Genomic DNA, 15,991 nt, shown 5'->3' with positions numbered 1-15,991 from the left:
TTCACTCCTCTTCTGAAAGGCTTCCGACAGCCAGTGCTGGGAAGCAAAATCTTTTTATATGTCTTTACGCTCGAAATCTGCTGTTTCTTCCTCGAGCTGGAAGGCATCATGCAACGCATTTACTGCCTTTCCTAAATCCTCCTGTTTCACCAACACCCAAATGGTTGTATGGCTGTCCGCGGATTGAAGGATGCGAATGCCTTTTTCTGATAAAGCAGTTACAATTTTCGAAGTTACTCCTGGTACTCCTGCCATTCCTGCTCCGACGACAGAGACCTTTGCGCAATGCATCTCAATTTGCGGCGTGTGCCCCAAGCCTTCCAACACCCTTGCCGCTCGGTTGGTCATTTCATCAAGAACCGTGTAGACCACTCCGTTTGGAGAAATATTGATAAAATCTACACTGATGTTTTCATTTGCCATTGCCTTGAAAACTTCTGATTGGAGATTATATTGGTCTTTTTTAGCAAAAACCTTAATCTGGCTGACATTTGAAACATGGGCAATTCCCGTTACAGGCCTTTCCTTAATGTCAGTTCCTTTATTTTCACGATTAAGGGCCGTAACCAGCGTGCCGAGGCCATCGGAATAGGTGGACCTGATTCTGATCGGAACTTTTGCCTGCATGGCAATCTCCACAGCACGAGGATGGATTACCTTGGCTCCCTGATATGCCATATTGCAAACCTCAGTATATGTGACCACGGAAAGAGGCCTTGCGTTCTCCGCAATCCTCGGATCAGCTGTCATGATTCCCTCGACATCGGTAAAGATGTCAATCCATTCCGCGTTTAACGCAGCGCCAAGTGCTGCAGCTGATGTGTCACTGCCGCCCCGGCCGATTGTTGTCACGTCTCCATTTTTTGCAGCACCCTGGAATCCAGCCACGACGACCACGTCGACCTGATCGAGCTCCCTCAACAACCGATCGCATTTCATATCAAGAATTCTGGCGTTCGTATGCTCGCTATTTGTCCTGAATCCTGCCTGGGCACCAGTAAGGGCCGTCGCACTGATCCCATTCTCGAGCAGCATATTCGTAAAAACAACACTGGAAATCGTTTCTCCACATGATAACAGCAAATCATGCTCGCGCTTGCTGATTTTGCTGTCACTACCTCCTAGAAGACTGAGAAGGGTGTCTGTAGCATACGGATCCCCTTTCCTCCCCATCGCAGAAACGACCACAACCGCTTTATATCCATCAGCGATCGCGTTTTTTATATGACTCATCGCCTGGCCGCGGCTTTGTTCATCCCGGACAGATGTACCGCCAAATTTTTGAACGATTATTTTCATCGTAACACCTCAGAAATTCTGTCATTAATCAATTATTTTACCAAGCCAAGCTTCACGAGACTTTCAGCAATCTGGACTGAGTTCCATGCAGCACCTTTTAACAGGTTGTCAGAAACGACCCACATATGGAAGCCTTTTTCATTGTCCAGATCCTTCCTGATTCTGCCGACAAATACGTCATTTTTACCAACACAGAATGCAGGCATTGGATAGAGTTGCTGTGCAGGGTCATCCTGAAGGACTACTCCCGGTGCATCAGACATAAGTTCTTTAATATCTGATGCTGAAACACCGTCCTGGCCAATCTCAATATAAACAGACTCGGAATGACCTGTGCCAACCGGAAGCCTAACGCATGTTGCAGCAACCTGCAGGTCAGGCATGTGCATGATTTTCTTCGTTTCATTGATCATCTTCATCTCTTCATACGTGAATCCGTTATCGACGAATGTATCGATCTGCGGTATCGCATTGAATGCAATTTGGTAGTGCTTTTCCGCTGACTTCACCGGAAGAATCTTTGGTTCATATTCCTCGCCGTTCAAAATTGCCTGAGTCTGTTCCTCCAATTCCTCGACAGCCGCTGCTCCTGCCCCCGATACTGCCTGGTATGTCGATACGATGATCTTTTCCAAACCGAACTTCTTACGCAATGGCTCGAGTGCAACAACCATTTGGATCGTAGAGCAGTTCGGGTTAGCAATGATTCCGTTATGCGAATGCAAATCTTCCTCATTGACTTCAGGCACGACAAGCGGTGTGTTCTCATCCATGCGGAATGCACTTGTGTTATCAACAACAATGGCTCCGAGTTTTACAGCTTCCGGTGCCAGAGCTTTTGAAACACTACCTCCTGCGCTGAAAAGGGCAATATCCACACCTTCAAAACTTTCAGGCTTGGCTTCCTGTACTGTTATTTCATTTCCTTTATACTGAACCTTCGTACCAGCTGACCTCGATGATGAAAGCAATAAAAGCTCGGATACAGGAAAATCCCTGCTTTCGAGCGTCTGGATCATCTGCTGTCCAACTGCTCCTGTTGCTCCGACTACTGCTACACGGTAACCTTTTCTCTCTGACATTGCTGTTTCCCCTTCCACTACCATTATCGTTTTATATCCCGCATTTAGCTGGGGTTGTTTGAAACATAAGTAAACTGGCGGTCTAATAGAAAAGTGCAAGCGCCTTGTTCTATCCGCCTAGTATATTACCCTATATTTTATCATAATCAATCATTAAGAAAAGAAACATTTTGCTTCACTGCCGGAGAAAAGCATTTCCAAATTGAATTGGCTGTATTTGGGACAGGATTTGCTTTGATTCTAGCTTTTTTAAATACCTCTTGTTCCTGGCTTGAATACGATTCCAGACTCTTTCCGTTGTTGCCTTATCCTGTTGCGCAATATCTGCGCAAATAACAAGGCGTGCGAAAAGAGCCTGGAATTTAGCATTAATTATCCTTATAACGTTCTACTAGTACTGGCTGAAGCTGATTTCCATTCATCGCTTCAATGATTGTTTCGGAAAGCATCCCCATTCTCGCAACCATTGAGTTTGGCTTTTTGACAGGATCATCCTGGCCAAAAGGAATCATGTAAATATTCTTGGTCGCCATTAATCTCATCAGATTGACACCATTAAGCCCTAAAGCATCATTCGTCGATATTCCCAGGACCACCGGATTTTGATTCCTTAATGTCGCTTTTGCAGCCATCAGAACTGGTGAATCTGTCATTGCATTCGCGAACTTGCTCATGGAGTTACCCGTCAGCGGCGCAATGACCATACAGTCAAGTGGGATTTTTGGGCCAAGAGGTTCTGCCTTGACAATTGAGTCTATTACCTTATTGCCAGTGAGTTCCTCAATCCGCTGTACCCAATCTTCTCCCTTGCCAAAACGTGTTTCTGTATTTTTCACAGTGAATGTGACAACTGGTAAAACTTCAGCTCCTGCATTCACCAACTTTTCGATTTCAGGAAATACAGCATCATACGTACAATGCGAGCCTGTTAATCCGAATCCGATCTTTTTCCCTTTTAAACTCATACTTCTTTCTCCTTTCGGTCAGTAAAGTCTTCCATAAGCAGCTGAGAAAGAACGTTCGCCAATATTTGCCCTGCAGTTTTCGGGGCGACGATCCCCGGCAATCCTGGTGCAAGCAAAGCTTTGATTCCACGCTTTTCCGCATAGCGAAAATCCGTTCCACCTGGTTTGGATGCAAGGTCAATGATTAAGGTATGAGCTGGCATCCTCGAAATGACGGAGGCAGTAACAATTTGATGAGGTACCGTATTGATGCAAATATCGATATCTGAAACTTCTTTTCCTATATCCGATAGCAGGAATGGCTTCAATCCCATTTCCGAAATTCTTGCTATATGTTCACTTTTTCTTGCTCCGACCTTCACCTTGGCTCCTAGGGCATGGAAAGTCCTGGCTACACTCATACCAACTCTGCCTAAACCGAGAACGGCCACTTTTGAACCGTGGATGGTGAAATCTGTATGTTGGATCGCCATCATGATCGTTCCTTCGACAGTCGGGATTGAGTTGTAAATAGCTACATCATCTCGGGCAAACAGCTGTACAAGTTTCCTGTTAGCTTGCTTAGTGATACCTGTCAAATACGAATTACTGATACCCGAGTAAACTGTGCAATGATCTGGGGTCTTTTCAAGCATTTCTTTAATAAGAACTACTTTTTCATTTGAGAAAATCGTTTCGACCTGACCCTCCAGACTTGTTCCTGGCACAGGCAGGATCAATGCGTCCTGGACGGAAAAATCAACTTCATCTATCTTTTCTTTTGAGGCACCTGTAAAAGCATGGTCCAACTGCTCGAAGCCTATTAAAGAAAGCTTTGCATCAAGCTCTGTCAGCTTGCGAATAATCTCCAGCTGTCTCGCATCACCGCCGATAACTGCGATTTGCATTCCTGTCAGCATGAGAACAATCACCTTCTTTTCCATTAATCCTGGAATATAAATTTCATCCAACTTGAACTACTTCAACATCATATGTATCTAACTTGCAATAGGTGAGTTTTCCATAAAAGAAAAGCGCCAGCCAATTGGCCAGCGCGATAAACTACATTTATCAAATAAGGTTTTTTATCCCCTTGAATCAAGATCAGAAATAATTCAGGCAAAAAAATAAAGCTGGCATTGTGCCCGCTTTTTTACTCTTCATCATCAGGAATATCGATGATAATCATGTCTGTACCTATTTTCTTTATATGCTTCCATGGAACCCTAACTTCCCCGGACTGTTTGCGAAGGCCGAACCACTTTAAAGATGGGATGATCAAAGCTTCAATTTGACCTGAACGTTCATTGATTTCCAAATCCGTCTGTCCCAGTACACCCAATCTTTCTGCCCTCTTTGCATCAACGATTTCTTTACCGCCAAGTTCACTTAATTTCATGATGACCCTCCCTGTCACTTTGTCCTTATTCTATATGTATCAATATGAGAGGTTTTTTAGAATATATATGCGTGAAAAAAAGGGGAATTGTTGTTGAGGTAAAGATGTGGCGATGTTATTCAGACAGCTTTTTAGGCGTGAGAGGCAAACCTGTCATGATTCTTTCGTTTTCTTGACAGCTTTTCAGCGGCAAAGGCCAAACCTGTCATGATTCCTTCGTTTTCTTGACAGCTTTACAACTGCAAATGCCAAACCTGTCACGATTCCTTCGTTTTCTTGACAGCTTTTCAGCGGCAAAGGGCAAACCTGTCATGACTCCTTCTTTTTCTTGACAGCTTTCCAGCTTCAAAGGCCAAACCTGTCATGATTCCTTCGCTTTCTTGACAGCTGTTCAGCTGCAGAGGGCAAACCTGTCATGATTCCTTCGTTTTCTTGACAGCTTTACAACTGCAAATGCCAAACCTGTCATGATTCCTTCGTTTTCTTGACAGCTTTTCAGCTGCAAAGGGCAAACATGTCACGATTCCTTCGTTTTATTGACAGCTTTTCAGCTGCAAATGCCAAACCTGTCATGATTCCCTCGTTTTCTTGACAGCTTTTCAGCTGCAAAGGCCAAACCTGTCACGATTCCTTCGTTTTCTTGACAGCCTTCCAGCTGCAAAGGCCAAACCTGTCATGATTCCTTCGTTTTCTTGACAGCTTTTCAGCGGCAAAGGGCAAACCTGTCACGATTCCTTCGTTTTCTTGACAACTTTTCAACTGCAGAGGGCAAACCTGTCATGACTCCTGATCGTTGCCTTTCTTCCTTCCGTGTGCTGCAACTTGTAAGGCTTAATGACCTTAAAATTAAAACAGCAGCTTCACAAGGAAGCTGCTGTTTTCATCATCTCTTATAAATTTGGCAGTTCGCCATTTGGACTGATCAATGACACAGAATATTTATCTGTGAAGATTTTATTGGCCATGCCGTCGACGCTGTCCTTCGTCACATGGTCGATCTGTTCGACGATTTCATCAAGGGAGCGGTGCCTTCCGAGCAGAAGTTCATTTTTGCCGTTCCTGCTCATGCGGCTGTTTGTGCTTTCTAGGCTTAACATCAGGCTGCCTTTAAGCTGCTCTTTGCTATTGTTGAGTTCTTTTCCGGTAATTCCTTCAGCACGCAGCTTCGCAAGTGTGTCCTGGATTGTATCATATAAAACATTCAGTTGATTTGCTCCGGTCCCGCCATAAATAGTCACCATTCCGCTATCACGGTAAGCTGAGTGATAGGAGAAGACAGAATAAGCAAGACCGCGCTGTTCCCTTACTTCCTGGAACAATCTGCTGCTCATGCTGCCCCCCAGTACATTGTTCAAGACGATGAGGCTATATACATCAGAGTGCCCGATCTGTAAGCCTTCGAAACCAAGGCACAGGTGCGCTTGTTCCGTTTCTTTTTTCCTGGAAGCATGTGTCGCATGGAAGTCCGGTTTTGCATATTCCATCTTTTCCTTGCTCGCTTCATATGAGCCAAAGAAGTCTTCAGCATTTTTAATGAAAGATTCGGGCACATTCCCTGCAATGGAAATGACCACATTTTCCGGTCTGTACGTATCATGCATATACTGCTCGAGCTTTTCTCCCGTGAAACTTTGGAGCGTTTCTTCCGTACCAAGGATTGGATACCCAAGCGGGTGGTCGCCGTAAACAGCCTGGCTAAGCAAATCGTGGACGATATCATCAGGTGTATCTTCATACATCTTTATTTCTTCATTCACCACGTTCTTCTCTTTATTCAATTCCTCAGAATCAAACGTAGAATTAAAGAACATATCCGCTAAAACTTCTAGCGCAAATGGTGCATGATTATCTAACACCTTGGCGTAATAGCAAGTATACTCCTTGGAAGTGAATGCATTCACCTGGCCGCCAATGCTATCAAAGGATTCTGCAATCTCCCTTGCACTCCTTGTTTTGGTGCCTTTGAAGAACATATGCTCAAGAAAATGGGAAATCCCATTGTTCTCTGGATTTTCATTACGGGAGCCCGTTCCGATCCATACACCGATAGCGACTGAACGGACAGTTGGGATTTGTTCTAGTACGATTCTTACACCATTTTGGCATGTATATTTCTTTATCATTATATTCCTCCTCTGGAACCAGCTGCTAAAACTACTGCATTTACTTAGTATAGTCCATTTAACTTACTTTTTCCAAATACAATGCTATTCTTTCATTTTTTTTGGCGTTATTATCCGCTTTTCACTTAATAAATCGGAAACAGTCCCAATTTGAAGTTCCTTAGCTTTTATTTGGGTGATCAATTGATCGAGAGAGACAGCCGTAGACTCTGTTGGATGCATAAGGATCATTGCGCCATTATGGACCTTTCCCATCACCCTGTTGATTAGTTTATCTGGAGTGGGCTTCTGCCAATCAATCGTGTCTACGCTCCACATAACGGTCCCTAATTTATGAGCTGCAGCAATTTCAACCACTTCATCCTTGTATGATCCGCTCGGAGGAGCAAACCACTTAGTCTTGACCCCCGTCACCGCTTCAATAACTTCATTCGTCCTGCGGATTTCTTCATTGATTTTCGGAGCAGAAAGCTGCTTCATGTTTGGGTGTGTGAATGAATGATTACCTATTTCATGGCCTGCATCTGCAATCATCTTCGCCATACCTGGATTATTCTTTACCCATCTGCCTTCAAGAAAAAAACTTGCGGTTACATTATGCTTCTTCAATGTCGCCAGCATGCCTGTTAGATATTCATTTCCCCATGCAACATTAATAATGAAGCTTACCATCGGCTTTTCAGGATGTCCTTTATAAATGGCCATTGGCGGCAAATCATCCAGATGGACTTGAGGGGAGACTTGCTTGAAGACTAGCTTTTCGGGATCAAATTTACCTTCCTTCTCCATTTTGCTATAGGACTTTTTGATATCTACTTTTAGCCCATTGTAGCCGGGGATTACCTTCCAGACTGGATCTTTTCGGGCGTCAGATGGTTCAACTTCATATTCTATTGCTTTCATTTCAATTTCTGACATCAACGAATTCTTATTCCCTGCCACTTCAACTGACCCGCTTTTAAGTCCTGAAACATATGTATGGGAGAATGGATTATTCACGATGATCCACCCAGTGATCAATAAAACAGAAATTAATACAAACTTTCTCATTTAATATGCCTCCTCTTCTGTTAAGGCCACTTCAAAATAACGCAGACAACGAATAGCGCCTTATTTTACTTTATGAAGCAGAAGGACAAGGTAGAACGGAAGACACTGGTAAGAGAGCAGAAAAACGTTCGCACACAACAGCCCGGCAAGCGTGATAACTGTTCATGAAAAGGTAATATAAAAAGGCCGGGGTTGCCCCCGGCCTTTACGATCTTAAGATTGTTTTTCAGCTTTTTCGCGTTGTTCTTTCAAGACTGCCTTACGTGAAAGGTTGACCCTGCCTTGTTTGTCGATTTCAGTGACCTTAACGAGGAGTTCATCTCCCAGCTTCAGCACGTCTTCGACTTTGCCAACTCGTTCTTCAGCAAGCTCGGAGATATGGACCAAGCCATCTTTACCAGGGAAGATTTCAACGAACGCACCGAACTTTTCAATGCGGCGAACCTTTCCAAGGTACATTTCCCCAACTTCAACTTCACGGACAATGTCTTCAATGATCTTCTTCGCTCTTTGGATCATTTCTTCATCTACTGAACCAATAAATACCGTACCATCTTGTTCGATATCGATTTTTACGCCAGTTTCTTCAATGATCTTGTTGATTTGTTTTCCGCTTGGCCCAATGACGTCACGGATTTTATCAGGTTTGATCCACATAGTGATGATTTTTGGTGCATATTTAGAAAGCTGTTCACGTGGTTCTTTGATCGTTGCCAGCATGGACTCAAGAATATGCATACGGCCTTTTTTCGCCTGTTGTAAAGCTTCCTCAAGAATCTCACGGGATAATCCTTCAATCTTGATATCCATCTGCAGGGCTGTAACACCTTTTGCAGTTCCAGCTACTTTGAAGTCCATATCCCCAAGGTGGTCCTCCATACCCTGGATATCTGAAAGAATAGAATAATGCTCTCCAGATTTGATTAGACCCATTGCAATACCGGCAACCGGTGCTTTGATTGGCACCCCTGCATCCATAAGCGCTAATGTACTAGCACAAATACTCGCCTGTGAAGTAGAACCATTTGATTCAAGTACTTCTGATACAAGACGAACAGTGTATGGGAAATCTTTCTCATTCGGAATTACAGGCTCAAGAGCTCTTTCACCAAGTGCTCCGTGTCCGATTTCACGTCGTCCTGGGCCACGGATTGGACCTGTTTCACCAACAGAGAATAACGGGAAATTGTAATGGTGCATGAATCGCTTTTCTTCTTCGATTCCAAGACCGTCAAGAATTTGAACATCACCCATTGCGCCGAGCGTACAGATGCTTAGTGCCTGAGTTTGTCCCCTTGTGAACAATCCAGAACCATGTGTTCTAGGTAGCAGTCCTACTTCAGAAGAAAGCGGTCGGATTTCATCGACTCCACGGCCGTCTGGACGTACTTTTTCTTCTGTAATCAAGCGGCGGACTTCACCTTTGACGATTTTATCAAGGATTTGTTTCACTTGCTTAAGCTTGTCATCATCTGCTTCTTGCTCTTCATAGCGGGCAACGATAGCATTTTTCACTTCTTTGATCGCATCTTCGCGAGCATGCTTTTCCTGTACTTGGATAGCAGAAATCATATCTTGCTCACAAACTCCGCGAACTTCAGCTTCAAGATCTTTATCTAATTCAAAAAGTTTAATTTCTCTTTTTTCTTTACCAACCTGCGCGACGATTTCCTGTTGGAAGGCAATCAGACGCTTGATTTCGTCATGTCCGAACATGATTGCTTCAAGCATGACTTCTTCAGGCACCTCTTCCGCACCGGCTTCAACCATGTTGATTGCATCCATTGTACCTGCTACAACTAAATGCATATCACTCTTTTCTGTTTCTTCAACAGATGGGTTGATCACGAACTTGCCATCAATCCTTCCCACTGTGACACCAGCAATTGGTCCTCCAAATGGGATATCTGAAACAGATAGAGCTAATGAAGATCCAAACATAGCGGCCATTTCTGATGAACAGTCCTGATCCACGCTCATGACGATGCTGATTACCTGGACATCGTTACGGAATCCATCAGGGAATAACGGACGGATTGGACGGTCAATTAATCGGCTCGCAAGAATTGCCTTTTCACTTGGGCGTCCTTCACGCTTAATGAATCCGCCTGGAATTTTTCCGACAGCATAAAGTCTTTCTTCATAATTGACAGTCAAAGGGAAGAAATCTAAATTCTTTGGTTCTTTTGATGCAGTAGCTGTACTTAATACAGCTGTATCACCGTAACGGACAAGGACTGCACCATTTGCCTGCTTTGCAAGCTGTCCAATTTCAACTGTTAGCTTACGCCCTGCCCAGTCGAAGGAAAAACTCTGTTTTTCTTGTTCCATGCTTTTTAGCCCCTCTCTACCACTAAGTACACCCTGGCTCTGCCCGGGAATTTATTTAAAACAGCACAAACGCATGTCTTATATAACAAATATACCTTTAATATGAATGATAAAACCATGGACTACCCAAGATGCCTGCTATACAAAGCTTGTCCAACAGAGCAAATGGGAGCCTACATGTAAAATGCCTTTTATGTTATATTATGCTCCAAAAAGGAGCGCTTCATATCAATCAATCGTTATGTATGCTACAAAAAATTTGCCTAATAAAAAAGCGGGAAAAATCCCGCTTTTACAGACTATCTACGTAGACCAAGCTTGTTGATTAACTCGCGGTAGCGAGCAACGTCCTTGTTACGAAGGTAAGTCAAAAGGTTACGACGCTTACCTACCATTTTCAAAAGACCGCGACGTGAGTGGTGGTCCTTCTTATGAACGCGCAAGTGGTCGTTCAAAGTGTTGATTTCTGCAGTAAGGACAGCGATTTGAACTTCTGGAGATCCAGTATCACTTTCGTGAGTCTTGAATTCATTGATCAGTTCGTTTTTACGTACTTTTGAGATTGCCATCCGTATTCACCTCCATTTAATAATCCCCTGTTACCGAGCAAGCGTCGGTGACTCGACTTGCCAAGCAAAGGTTCTTTTTTGATACGTTAATAAGAATACATCTTTTTACGACAAAAAGCAAGTCTAACCCTTGTTTTTTTCAAAGTATAGGAGTGCTTCTTGCTTATCTTTTTCGATTTGGGCAACAAGCTGCTGTATTCCCTCGAATTTCCGTTCACTTCTCAGGCGAAGGTGCCACTCAATCGTTGCGGATTCACCGTAAATCTCTTTGTTAAAATTAAAGATGTGGACTTCAACAGAAGGTTTGTCCTTTTTCTCCTTATGGAAGGTTGGTTTATAGCCAACATTGCAGACACCTTCATGCCATGCCCCTTCAACCCTGATTTTTACAGCATAAACCCCAGTTGGCGGAAGAATATATTGGTCCTCGATGCCGACATTCGCTGTCGGAAAACCAATTGTACGACCTCGGCGCTCTCCATTTATAATGATTCCCGTTGTAGTATAAAGTCTCCCTAACAAACCTGGCATCTCATCCACCTTCCCGTCTCTTAAAAAGGAACGGATCAAAGTAGAACTGACCTTTTCTTCTTCTTGTGTGGAAAGTTTGGATACCACGGTAAAATCAAACTTGCCTCTTGAATGGAACTGGATTGTCTCCATATTCCCTTTCCCCATTTTCCCGTAGGAATAGTCGAATCCTGCTACGACATGCTGAACATTCAAACCAATGATATATTGATCGACAAATTCCTGGGGCAACAGACTCGAGAATTCGGTTGAGAAATGAACAACAAATAAGTAGTCCACTCCCATTGCCTCAATAATTCGAGCCTTGTCTTCCAATGGTGTTATATATTGCATATGCTGAATATTCTTGCTAAGAACTACTGAAGGATGGGGATCAAATGTCATGACCGCACTCTTGATCCCTTTGGCCGCAGCCTCTTTTTTTGCTTCTTCGATGACCTGCTGGTGGCCTAAGTGGACCCCGTCAAAATAGCCCAGTGCCATGGCCATTGGAGGAAAATCTTCTTTATTATGTTCATGAGGATGTTTTAGCATAATCATTTCCACGATATTACTCACCTTTTCTGACCCAGCTGCTCTATGAATCAAGACTTATTTTTTCACATCGCTTATTTGTACTCTGGCACAATTTTTAAACGATTGTCTTATTGATCATTTCTCAACACTTTATCAGGTTTCATCATCCCTATTTTTGTTGGATGTGCCCTGTAAATGGCGAGCGCTTTTCCGTCTTCTGTTTCTACGATAATCGGGCCGCTCTCCCCCTCAAATTCCTCTGGGATCTGTAGCAGTGCCCCATTTTTCACTTTCTCTGCTACTTTATCATTAATGCGATGTTTCGGCAAATAAGAAATACCAGCTTCCAATGGATGCAAAGCATCTGCCAGCTTGCCTTCTGCAGCCATCTCCTCTAGCTGTTCAAATGTAAAGCAATCCTCGATCGTTAAGTCCGCAGATTGTATCCTCACAAGGGAAGACATATGCGCTGGATATCCCAGCTTTTCACCAATCGTCACTGCTAGAGTCCGAATATACGTCCCTTTGCTGCATGATACTCGGAATTTGAAGCTAACCTGTTCGCCTTCAAATGATTCTCTGCTATCAAGAAGCTCGATGCCATAAATAGTGACCTTCCTAGTGGGTCTCTCTACCTCGATTCCTTGTCTCGCATATTCATATAGTTTTTTCCCACGCACTTTTACTGCTGAATACATTGGAGGAGTCTGTTCAATTTCACCTGTCAGCGATTGAAGGACCTGTTCAACTTCTTCCCTTGTTATTGTCCTGTCCACTGGCTTCTCTTCAACCTTCTCACCCGATGCATCTTCTGTCGTTGTCGTGAAGCCAAGGGTGACTTCTCCCTCATACGCTTTTCCAGCATCCGTTATGTATTCGGCAACCTTGGTCGCCTTGCCTACACATATTGGCAGTACCCCGGTGACATCCGGGTCAAGGGTGCCTGTATGTCCCACCTTCTTTGTTCTTAACAGTTTCCTGAGTTTAAACACACAATCATGCGAAGTCATTCCCGCTGGCTTAAAAAGAGGCAGAATCCCTTCCATATCTTTCACCCTCATTTTCATTATGTATTGATGGTAGCTTTATCGAAAAAAATGGATAGACAAAAGTGTCTATCCATTTTTCATATCAAGATCAATGGTGATGACAAATATGTCAACTCCGCTTAATCATTGTCCTTTTCTTGCTCTTCTTCTCCAGGCTGCTCATCCCTGTGCAGCTCATGGATCAGTGAATTGATACGATTACCATAAGCCATCGTTTCGTCAAACTCAAAGATCAGTTCAGGGGTTTTTCTCAGACGGATTCTTTGGCCAATTTCTGTCCTGATGAAGCCTTTGGCCTTAGCTAATCCTTTAAGAGTATCTTCCCTCTGTTGTTCGTCGCCTAAAACAGAGATATAAACCTTTGCTTGTTGCAGGTCCCCAGTAACCTGGACATCTGTTACTGTTACGAAACCTACTCGCGGATCCTTGATTTTACGGCTGATGATATCGCCTAATTCTTTTTTCATTTGTTCGCCAACACGGTTTACTCTATGACCCATTTTCAATCACCTCGTTCTATCAAAGCCATTCTATTTCGGTGATGGTACGTTCGATCTCTGGAAAAGAGTCAATCATTTTCAAGGCATTCTGGAGTTCTCTTTCTGTTGACACCTTCGATGCGGAGACAGCCGCAACAGCAATTGTCGTCCGCTGCCAAACATCTTGATGATCCACTTCGGAAACCGAAATATTATACTTCTGCTTCAGCCTCGTGATGATCCGCTGCAGGACAGCTCTCTTTTCCTTTAGAGAATGAGCATCATAGATGATGCATTCACAGGCTGCTAAGCCTACTACCATTAACGTTCCACTTCTTCCATGATATATGCTTCAATAACATCGCCTTCCTTGAGGTCATTGAAGTTTTTAATGGTAATACCACACTCATATCCCTGTGATACTTCCTTCGCATCGTCTTTGAAGCGTTTCAGTGCATCGACTTCACCTTCAAAGATGACGACTCCGTCACGGATCAAACGTACACCGCTGTTACGAGTGATTTTACCGTCAGTGACATATGAACCGGCAATCGTTCCGATTTTCGATACCTTGAAAGTCTGGCGGACTTCAGCCTGGCCGATGACTTTTTCAGCATAAACCGGATCAAGCATGCCCTTCATCGCTGATTCGATTTCTTCGATCACTTTGTAGATAATGCGGTGCAGTCGAATATCGACGCTTTCTGACTCTGCAGCGCGTTTCGCATTATTATCAGGACGGACGTTGAAACCGATGACGATACCATTGGAAGCTGCTGCAAGTGTGATGTCAGACTCATTGATCGCACCAACACCAGTGTGAATGATCCTTACATTTACACCTTCCACGTCCAGTTTCTGCAATGCTGCTGCAAGTGCTTCAACTGAACCTTGGACGTCGGCTTTAATAATTAGATTTAGGTCTTTCATTTCCCCTTGTTTCATATGTTCAAACAATGTATCGAGACTGACGCGCGTTTTTTCACTGCGCTGTGCCTGCAATGCTTCTTGTGAACGTACTTCACCAATTTGGCGTGCTGTTTTTTCGTCTTCAAATACAACAAAACGATCACCAGCTTGAGGAACATCGTTAAGACCAGTAATTTCAACTGGCGCTGATGGACCAGCTTCTTTAACGCGGCGTCCTAAATCATTTACCATCGCACGGACACGGCCGAATGTGTTTCCGACAACAATTGGGTCGCCAATCTTCAATGTACCATTCTGTACAAGCAATGTGGCAACAGATCCTCGGCCTTTATCAAGCTGTGCTTCAATAACAGTACCGATTGCGTTTCTGTTTGGATTAGCTTTATATTCTTCCACTTCACCAACTAGCAGAATCATTTCAAGCAAGCTGTCGATACCTTCGCCAGTAAGCGCGGAGATTGGAACGAAAATTGTTTCGCCCCCCCATGCTTCTGGTACCAGTCCATACTCTGTCAACTCCTGCATGACTCGATCAGGGTTTGCAGACTCTTTATCCATTTTGTTTACCGCTACGATGATCGGTACCTCAGCAGCTTTCGCATGGTTCAATGCTTCTACTGTCTGTGGCTTGACACCATCATCAGCAGCTACTACAAGGATTGTGATATCAGTGATCTTTGCACCACGAGCTCGCATTGTCGTGAAAGCAGCGTGACCAGGTGTATCCAGGAATGTGATTTTTTTGCCATTATCTTCAACTTGGTAAGCACCGATGTGCTGAGTGATACCGCCTGCTTCACCTGCAGTGACTTTCGTGTTGCGGATCGAATCAAGCAACGTTGTTTTACCATGGTCAACGTGCCCCATGATCGTAACAACAGATGGTCTTTCCACCAATGAAGCTTCATCATCTTCTGTGAAGTATACCTCAAGGTCAGTTGCATCAATCTTGATTTCTTCTTCAACTTCAACACCGTAATCAGTAGCAATCAATTCGATCGCATCTTTATCCAGGTCCTGGTTGATGGTAGCCATGACACCGAGCATGAAGAGCTTTTTGATAATTTCAGATGGCTCACGGTTCAGCTTCTTGGCCAATTCAGCAACTGTCAAAGATTCGCTGAAAGTGATTTTTGAAGGAAGTTCTTTGACCTTTTTCGGCTGCTGTTGAGCCGGCTGCTGGTTCTGTCTTCCTTTATTCTGGTTTTGCTGGTTTCTGTTCTTGTTGTTCTGTTTGTTCTTGTTGTTATTTTTATTGAAAGGCTGGGAGTTTCCAGGCTTTTTGGCAGCTGCTGAGCTTTTCACCTTTTCAGGAGTTGTAGCGCGGCGCTCATCGTCTGAAAAGGCACTGGCTGTTGTCTTAAGCTGAGCTTTTGGCTGTCCCTGGTTATTTCTTTGCTGATTTTGGTTCTGGGATTGATTGCGATTCTGGCCCTGATTAGGCTTTTGGCCTTGATTGCGGTTCTGGGCCTGCTTCTGTCCCTGTGAAGCCTTTTGCTGGCTTTGCTGCTGTGGCTTATCTTCTTTCTTGTTGTAGACAGCATCAAGCTTTCTCACGGTTTCATCTTCCATTGCAGTCATATGGTTAGAAACCTCAATGTTCATTTCTTTTAATTTTATAATCACGTCTTTACTCGATAAATTATGCTTTTTTGCATATTCATAAACGCGTGTTTTACTCATATCTTC

General features: G+C 43.7%; 14 protein-coding genes. All 14 read right to left on the bottom strand.

The window, feature by feature from the left end:
- Positions 1-54: 54 nt before the first annotated feature.
- Positions 55-1,299, bottom strand: coding sequence for an aspartate kinase (gene dapG / locus AB5I83_RS16290; protein ID WP_448976692.1), 1,245 nt, complete (start codon positions 1,297-1,299; stop codon positions 55-57).
- A 32-nt stretch (positions 1,300-1,331) separates the two neighbouring features.
- A complete protein-coding gene (gene asd, locus AB5I83_RS16285; protein WP_448976690.1) occupies positions 1,332-2,381 on the bottom strand; it encodes an aspartate-semialdehyde dehydrogenase in 1,050 nt (349 codons plus the stop codon).
- Positions 2,382-2,749: 368 nt separating this feature from the next.
- Positions 2,750-3,346 (bottom strand): dipicolinate synthase subunit B, encoded by a 597-nt coding sequence (locus AB5I83_RS16280; protein WP_167832859.1) that lies wholly within the window; start codon positions 3,344-3,346, stop codon positions 2,750-2,752.
- Positions 3,343-4,245: a dipicolinic acid synthetase subunit A gene (dpaA, locus tag AB5I83_RS16275; RefSeq protein ID WP_448977148.1), complete on the bottom strand. Its 903-nt coding sequence runs from the start codon at positions 4,243-4,245 to the stop codon at positions 3,343-3,345. Before dpaA ends, AB5I83_RS16280 begins: the two co-directional genes overlap by 4 nt.
- Positions 4,246-4,478: 233 nt before the next feature.
- Positions 4,479-4,724, bottom strand: coding sequence for a YlmC/YmxH family sporulation protein (locus AB5I83_RS16270; protein ID WP_167832858.1), 246 nt, complete (start codon positions 4,722-4,724; stop codon positions 4,479-4,481).
- An 890-nt stretch (positions 4,725-5,614) separates the two neighbouring features.
- Positions 5,615-6,847, bottom strand: a complete 1,233-nt coding sequence (locus AB5I83_RS16265; protein WP_448976687.1) for a M16 family metallopeptidase — start codon at positions 6,845-6,847, stop codon at positions 5,615-5,617.
- A gap of 84 nt (positions 6,848-6,931) precedes the next feature.
- On the bottom strand, positions 6,932-7,897 hold the full coding sequence (locus AB5I83_RS16260) for a polysaccharide deacetylase family protein (protein WP_448976685.1): 966 nt from the start codon (positions 7,895-7,897) through the stop codon (positions 6,932-6,934).
- Positions 7,898-8,110: 213 nt separating this feature from the next.
- Positions 8,111-10,228 (bottom strand): polyribonucleotide nucleotidyltransferase, encoded by a 2,118-nt coding sequence (gene pnp / locus AB5I83_RS16255; protein WP_167831705.1) that lies wholly within the window; start codon positions 10,226-10,228, stop codon positions 8,111-8,113.
- Positions 10,229-10,527: 299 nt separating this feature from the next.
- A complete protein-coding gene (rpsO, locus tag AB5I83_RS16250; RefSeq protein WP_167831706.1) occupies positions 10,528-10,797 on the bottom strand; it encodes a 30S ribosomal protein S15 in 270 nt (89 codons plus the stop codon).
- Positions 10,798-10,920: 123 nt separating this feature from the next.
- Positions 10,921-11,874, bottom strand: a complete 954-nt coding sequence (ribF, locus tag AB5I83_RS16245) for a bifunctional riboflavin kinase/FAD synthetase (protein ID WP_448976683.1) — start codon at positions 11,872-11,874, stop codon at positions 10,921-10,923.
- Between the two features lie 98 nt (positions 11,875-11,972).
- Positions 11,973-12,890, bottom strand: coding sequence for a tRNA pseudouridine(55) synthase TruB (gene truB / locus AB5I83_RS16240; RefSeq protein ID WP_448976681.1), 918 nt, complete (start codon positions 12,888-12,890; stop codon positions 11,973-11,975).
- A 122-nt stretch (positions 12,891-13,012) separates the two neighbouring features.
- Positions 13,013-13,393 carry a 30S ribosome-binding factor RbfA gene (gene rbfA, locus AB5I83_RS16235; RefSeq protein ID WP_167831709.1) on the bottom strand — a complete coding sequence of 127 codons (381 nt, stop codon included), beginning with the start codon at positions 13,391-13,393 and terminating at the stop codon, positions 13,013-13,015.
- A gap of 19 nt (positions 13,394-13,412) precedes the next feature.
- Positions 13,413-13,694 carry a DUF503 domain-containing protein gene (locus tag AB5I83_RS16230; RefSeq protein WP_167831710.1) on the bottom strand — a complete coding sequence of 94 codons (282 nt, stop codon included), beginning with the start codon at positions 13,692-13,694 and terminating at the stop codon, positions 13,413-13,415.
- Complete coding sequence (infB, locus tag AB5I83_RS16225) at positions 13,694-15,985, bottom strand: translation initiation factor IF-2 (RefSeq protein WP_167831711.1); 2,292 nt, start codon at positions 15,983-15,985, stop codon at positions 13,694-13,696. Before infB ends, AB5I83_RS16230 begins: the two co-directional genes overlap by 1 nt.
- Between the last annotated feature and the right edge of the window lie 6 nt (positions 15,986-15,991).

The sequence above is a fragment of the Mesobacillus sp. LC4 genome (assembly GCF_053543455.1).
Note: the sequence above shows the minus strand (reverse complement) of the source record. Positions and strands in the feature narration are given on the sequence as shown.

Bases quoted from the DNA above. Each gene is read 5' to 3' on its own strand.
- dapG (WP_448976692.1), bottom strand. From the start codon at position 1,299: ATGAAAATAATCGTTCAAAAATTTGGCGGTACATCTGTCCGGGATGAA.
- asd (WP_448976690.1), bottom strand. From the start codon at position 2,381: ATGTCAGAGAGAAAAGGTTACCGTGTAGCAGTAGTCGGAGCAACAGGA.
- AB5I83_RS16280 (WP_167832859.1), bottom strand. From the start codon at position 3,346: ATGAGTTTAAAAGGGAAAAAGATCGGATTCGGATTAACAGGCTCGCAT.
- dpaA (WP_448977148.1), bottom strand. From the start codon at position 4,245: ATGCTGACAGGAATGCAAATCGCAGTTATCGGCGGTGATGCGAGACAG.
- AB5I83_RS16270 (WP_167832858.1), bottom strand. From the start codon at position 4,724: ATGAAATTAAGTGAACTTGGCGGTAAAGAAATCGTTGATGCAAAGAGG.
- AB5I83_RS16265 (WP_448976687.1), bottom strand. From the start codon at position 6,847: ATGATAAAGAAATATACATGCCAAAATGGTGTAAGAATCGTACTAGAA.
- AB5I83_RS16260 (WP_448976685.1), bottom strand. From the start codon at position 7,897: ATGAGAAAGTTTGTATTAATTTCTGTTTTATTGATCACTGGGTGGATC.
- pnp (WP_167831705.1), bottom strand. From the start codon at position 10,228: ATGGAACAAGAAAAACAGAGTTTTTCCTTCGACTGGGCAGGGCGTAAG.
- rpsO (WP_167831706.1), bottom strand. From the start codon at position 10,797: ATGGCAATCTCAAAAGTACGTAAAAACGAACTGATCAATGAATTCAAG.
- truB (WP_448976681.1), bottom strand. From the start codon at position 12,890: ATGGAAGGGATTCTGCCTCTTTTTAAGCCAGCGGGAATGACTTCGCAT.
- rbfA (WP_167831709.1), bottom strand. From the start codon at position 13,393: ATGGGTCATAGAGTAAACCGTGTTGGCGAACAAATGAAAAAAGAATTA.
- AB5I83_RS16230 (WP_167831710.1), bottom strand. From the start codon at position 13,694: ATGGTAGTAGGCTTAGCAGCCTGTGAATGCATCATCTATGATGCTCAT.
- infB (WP_167831711.1), bottom strand. From the start codon at position 15,985: ATGAGTAAAACACGCGTTTATGAATATGCAAAAAAGCATAATTTATCG.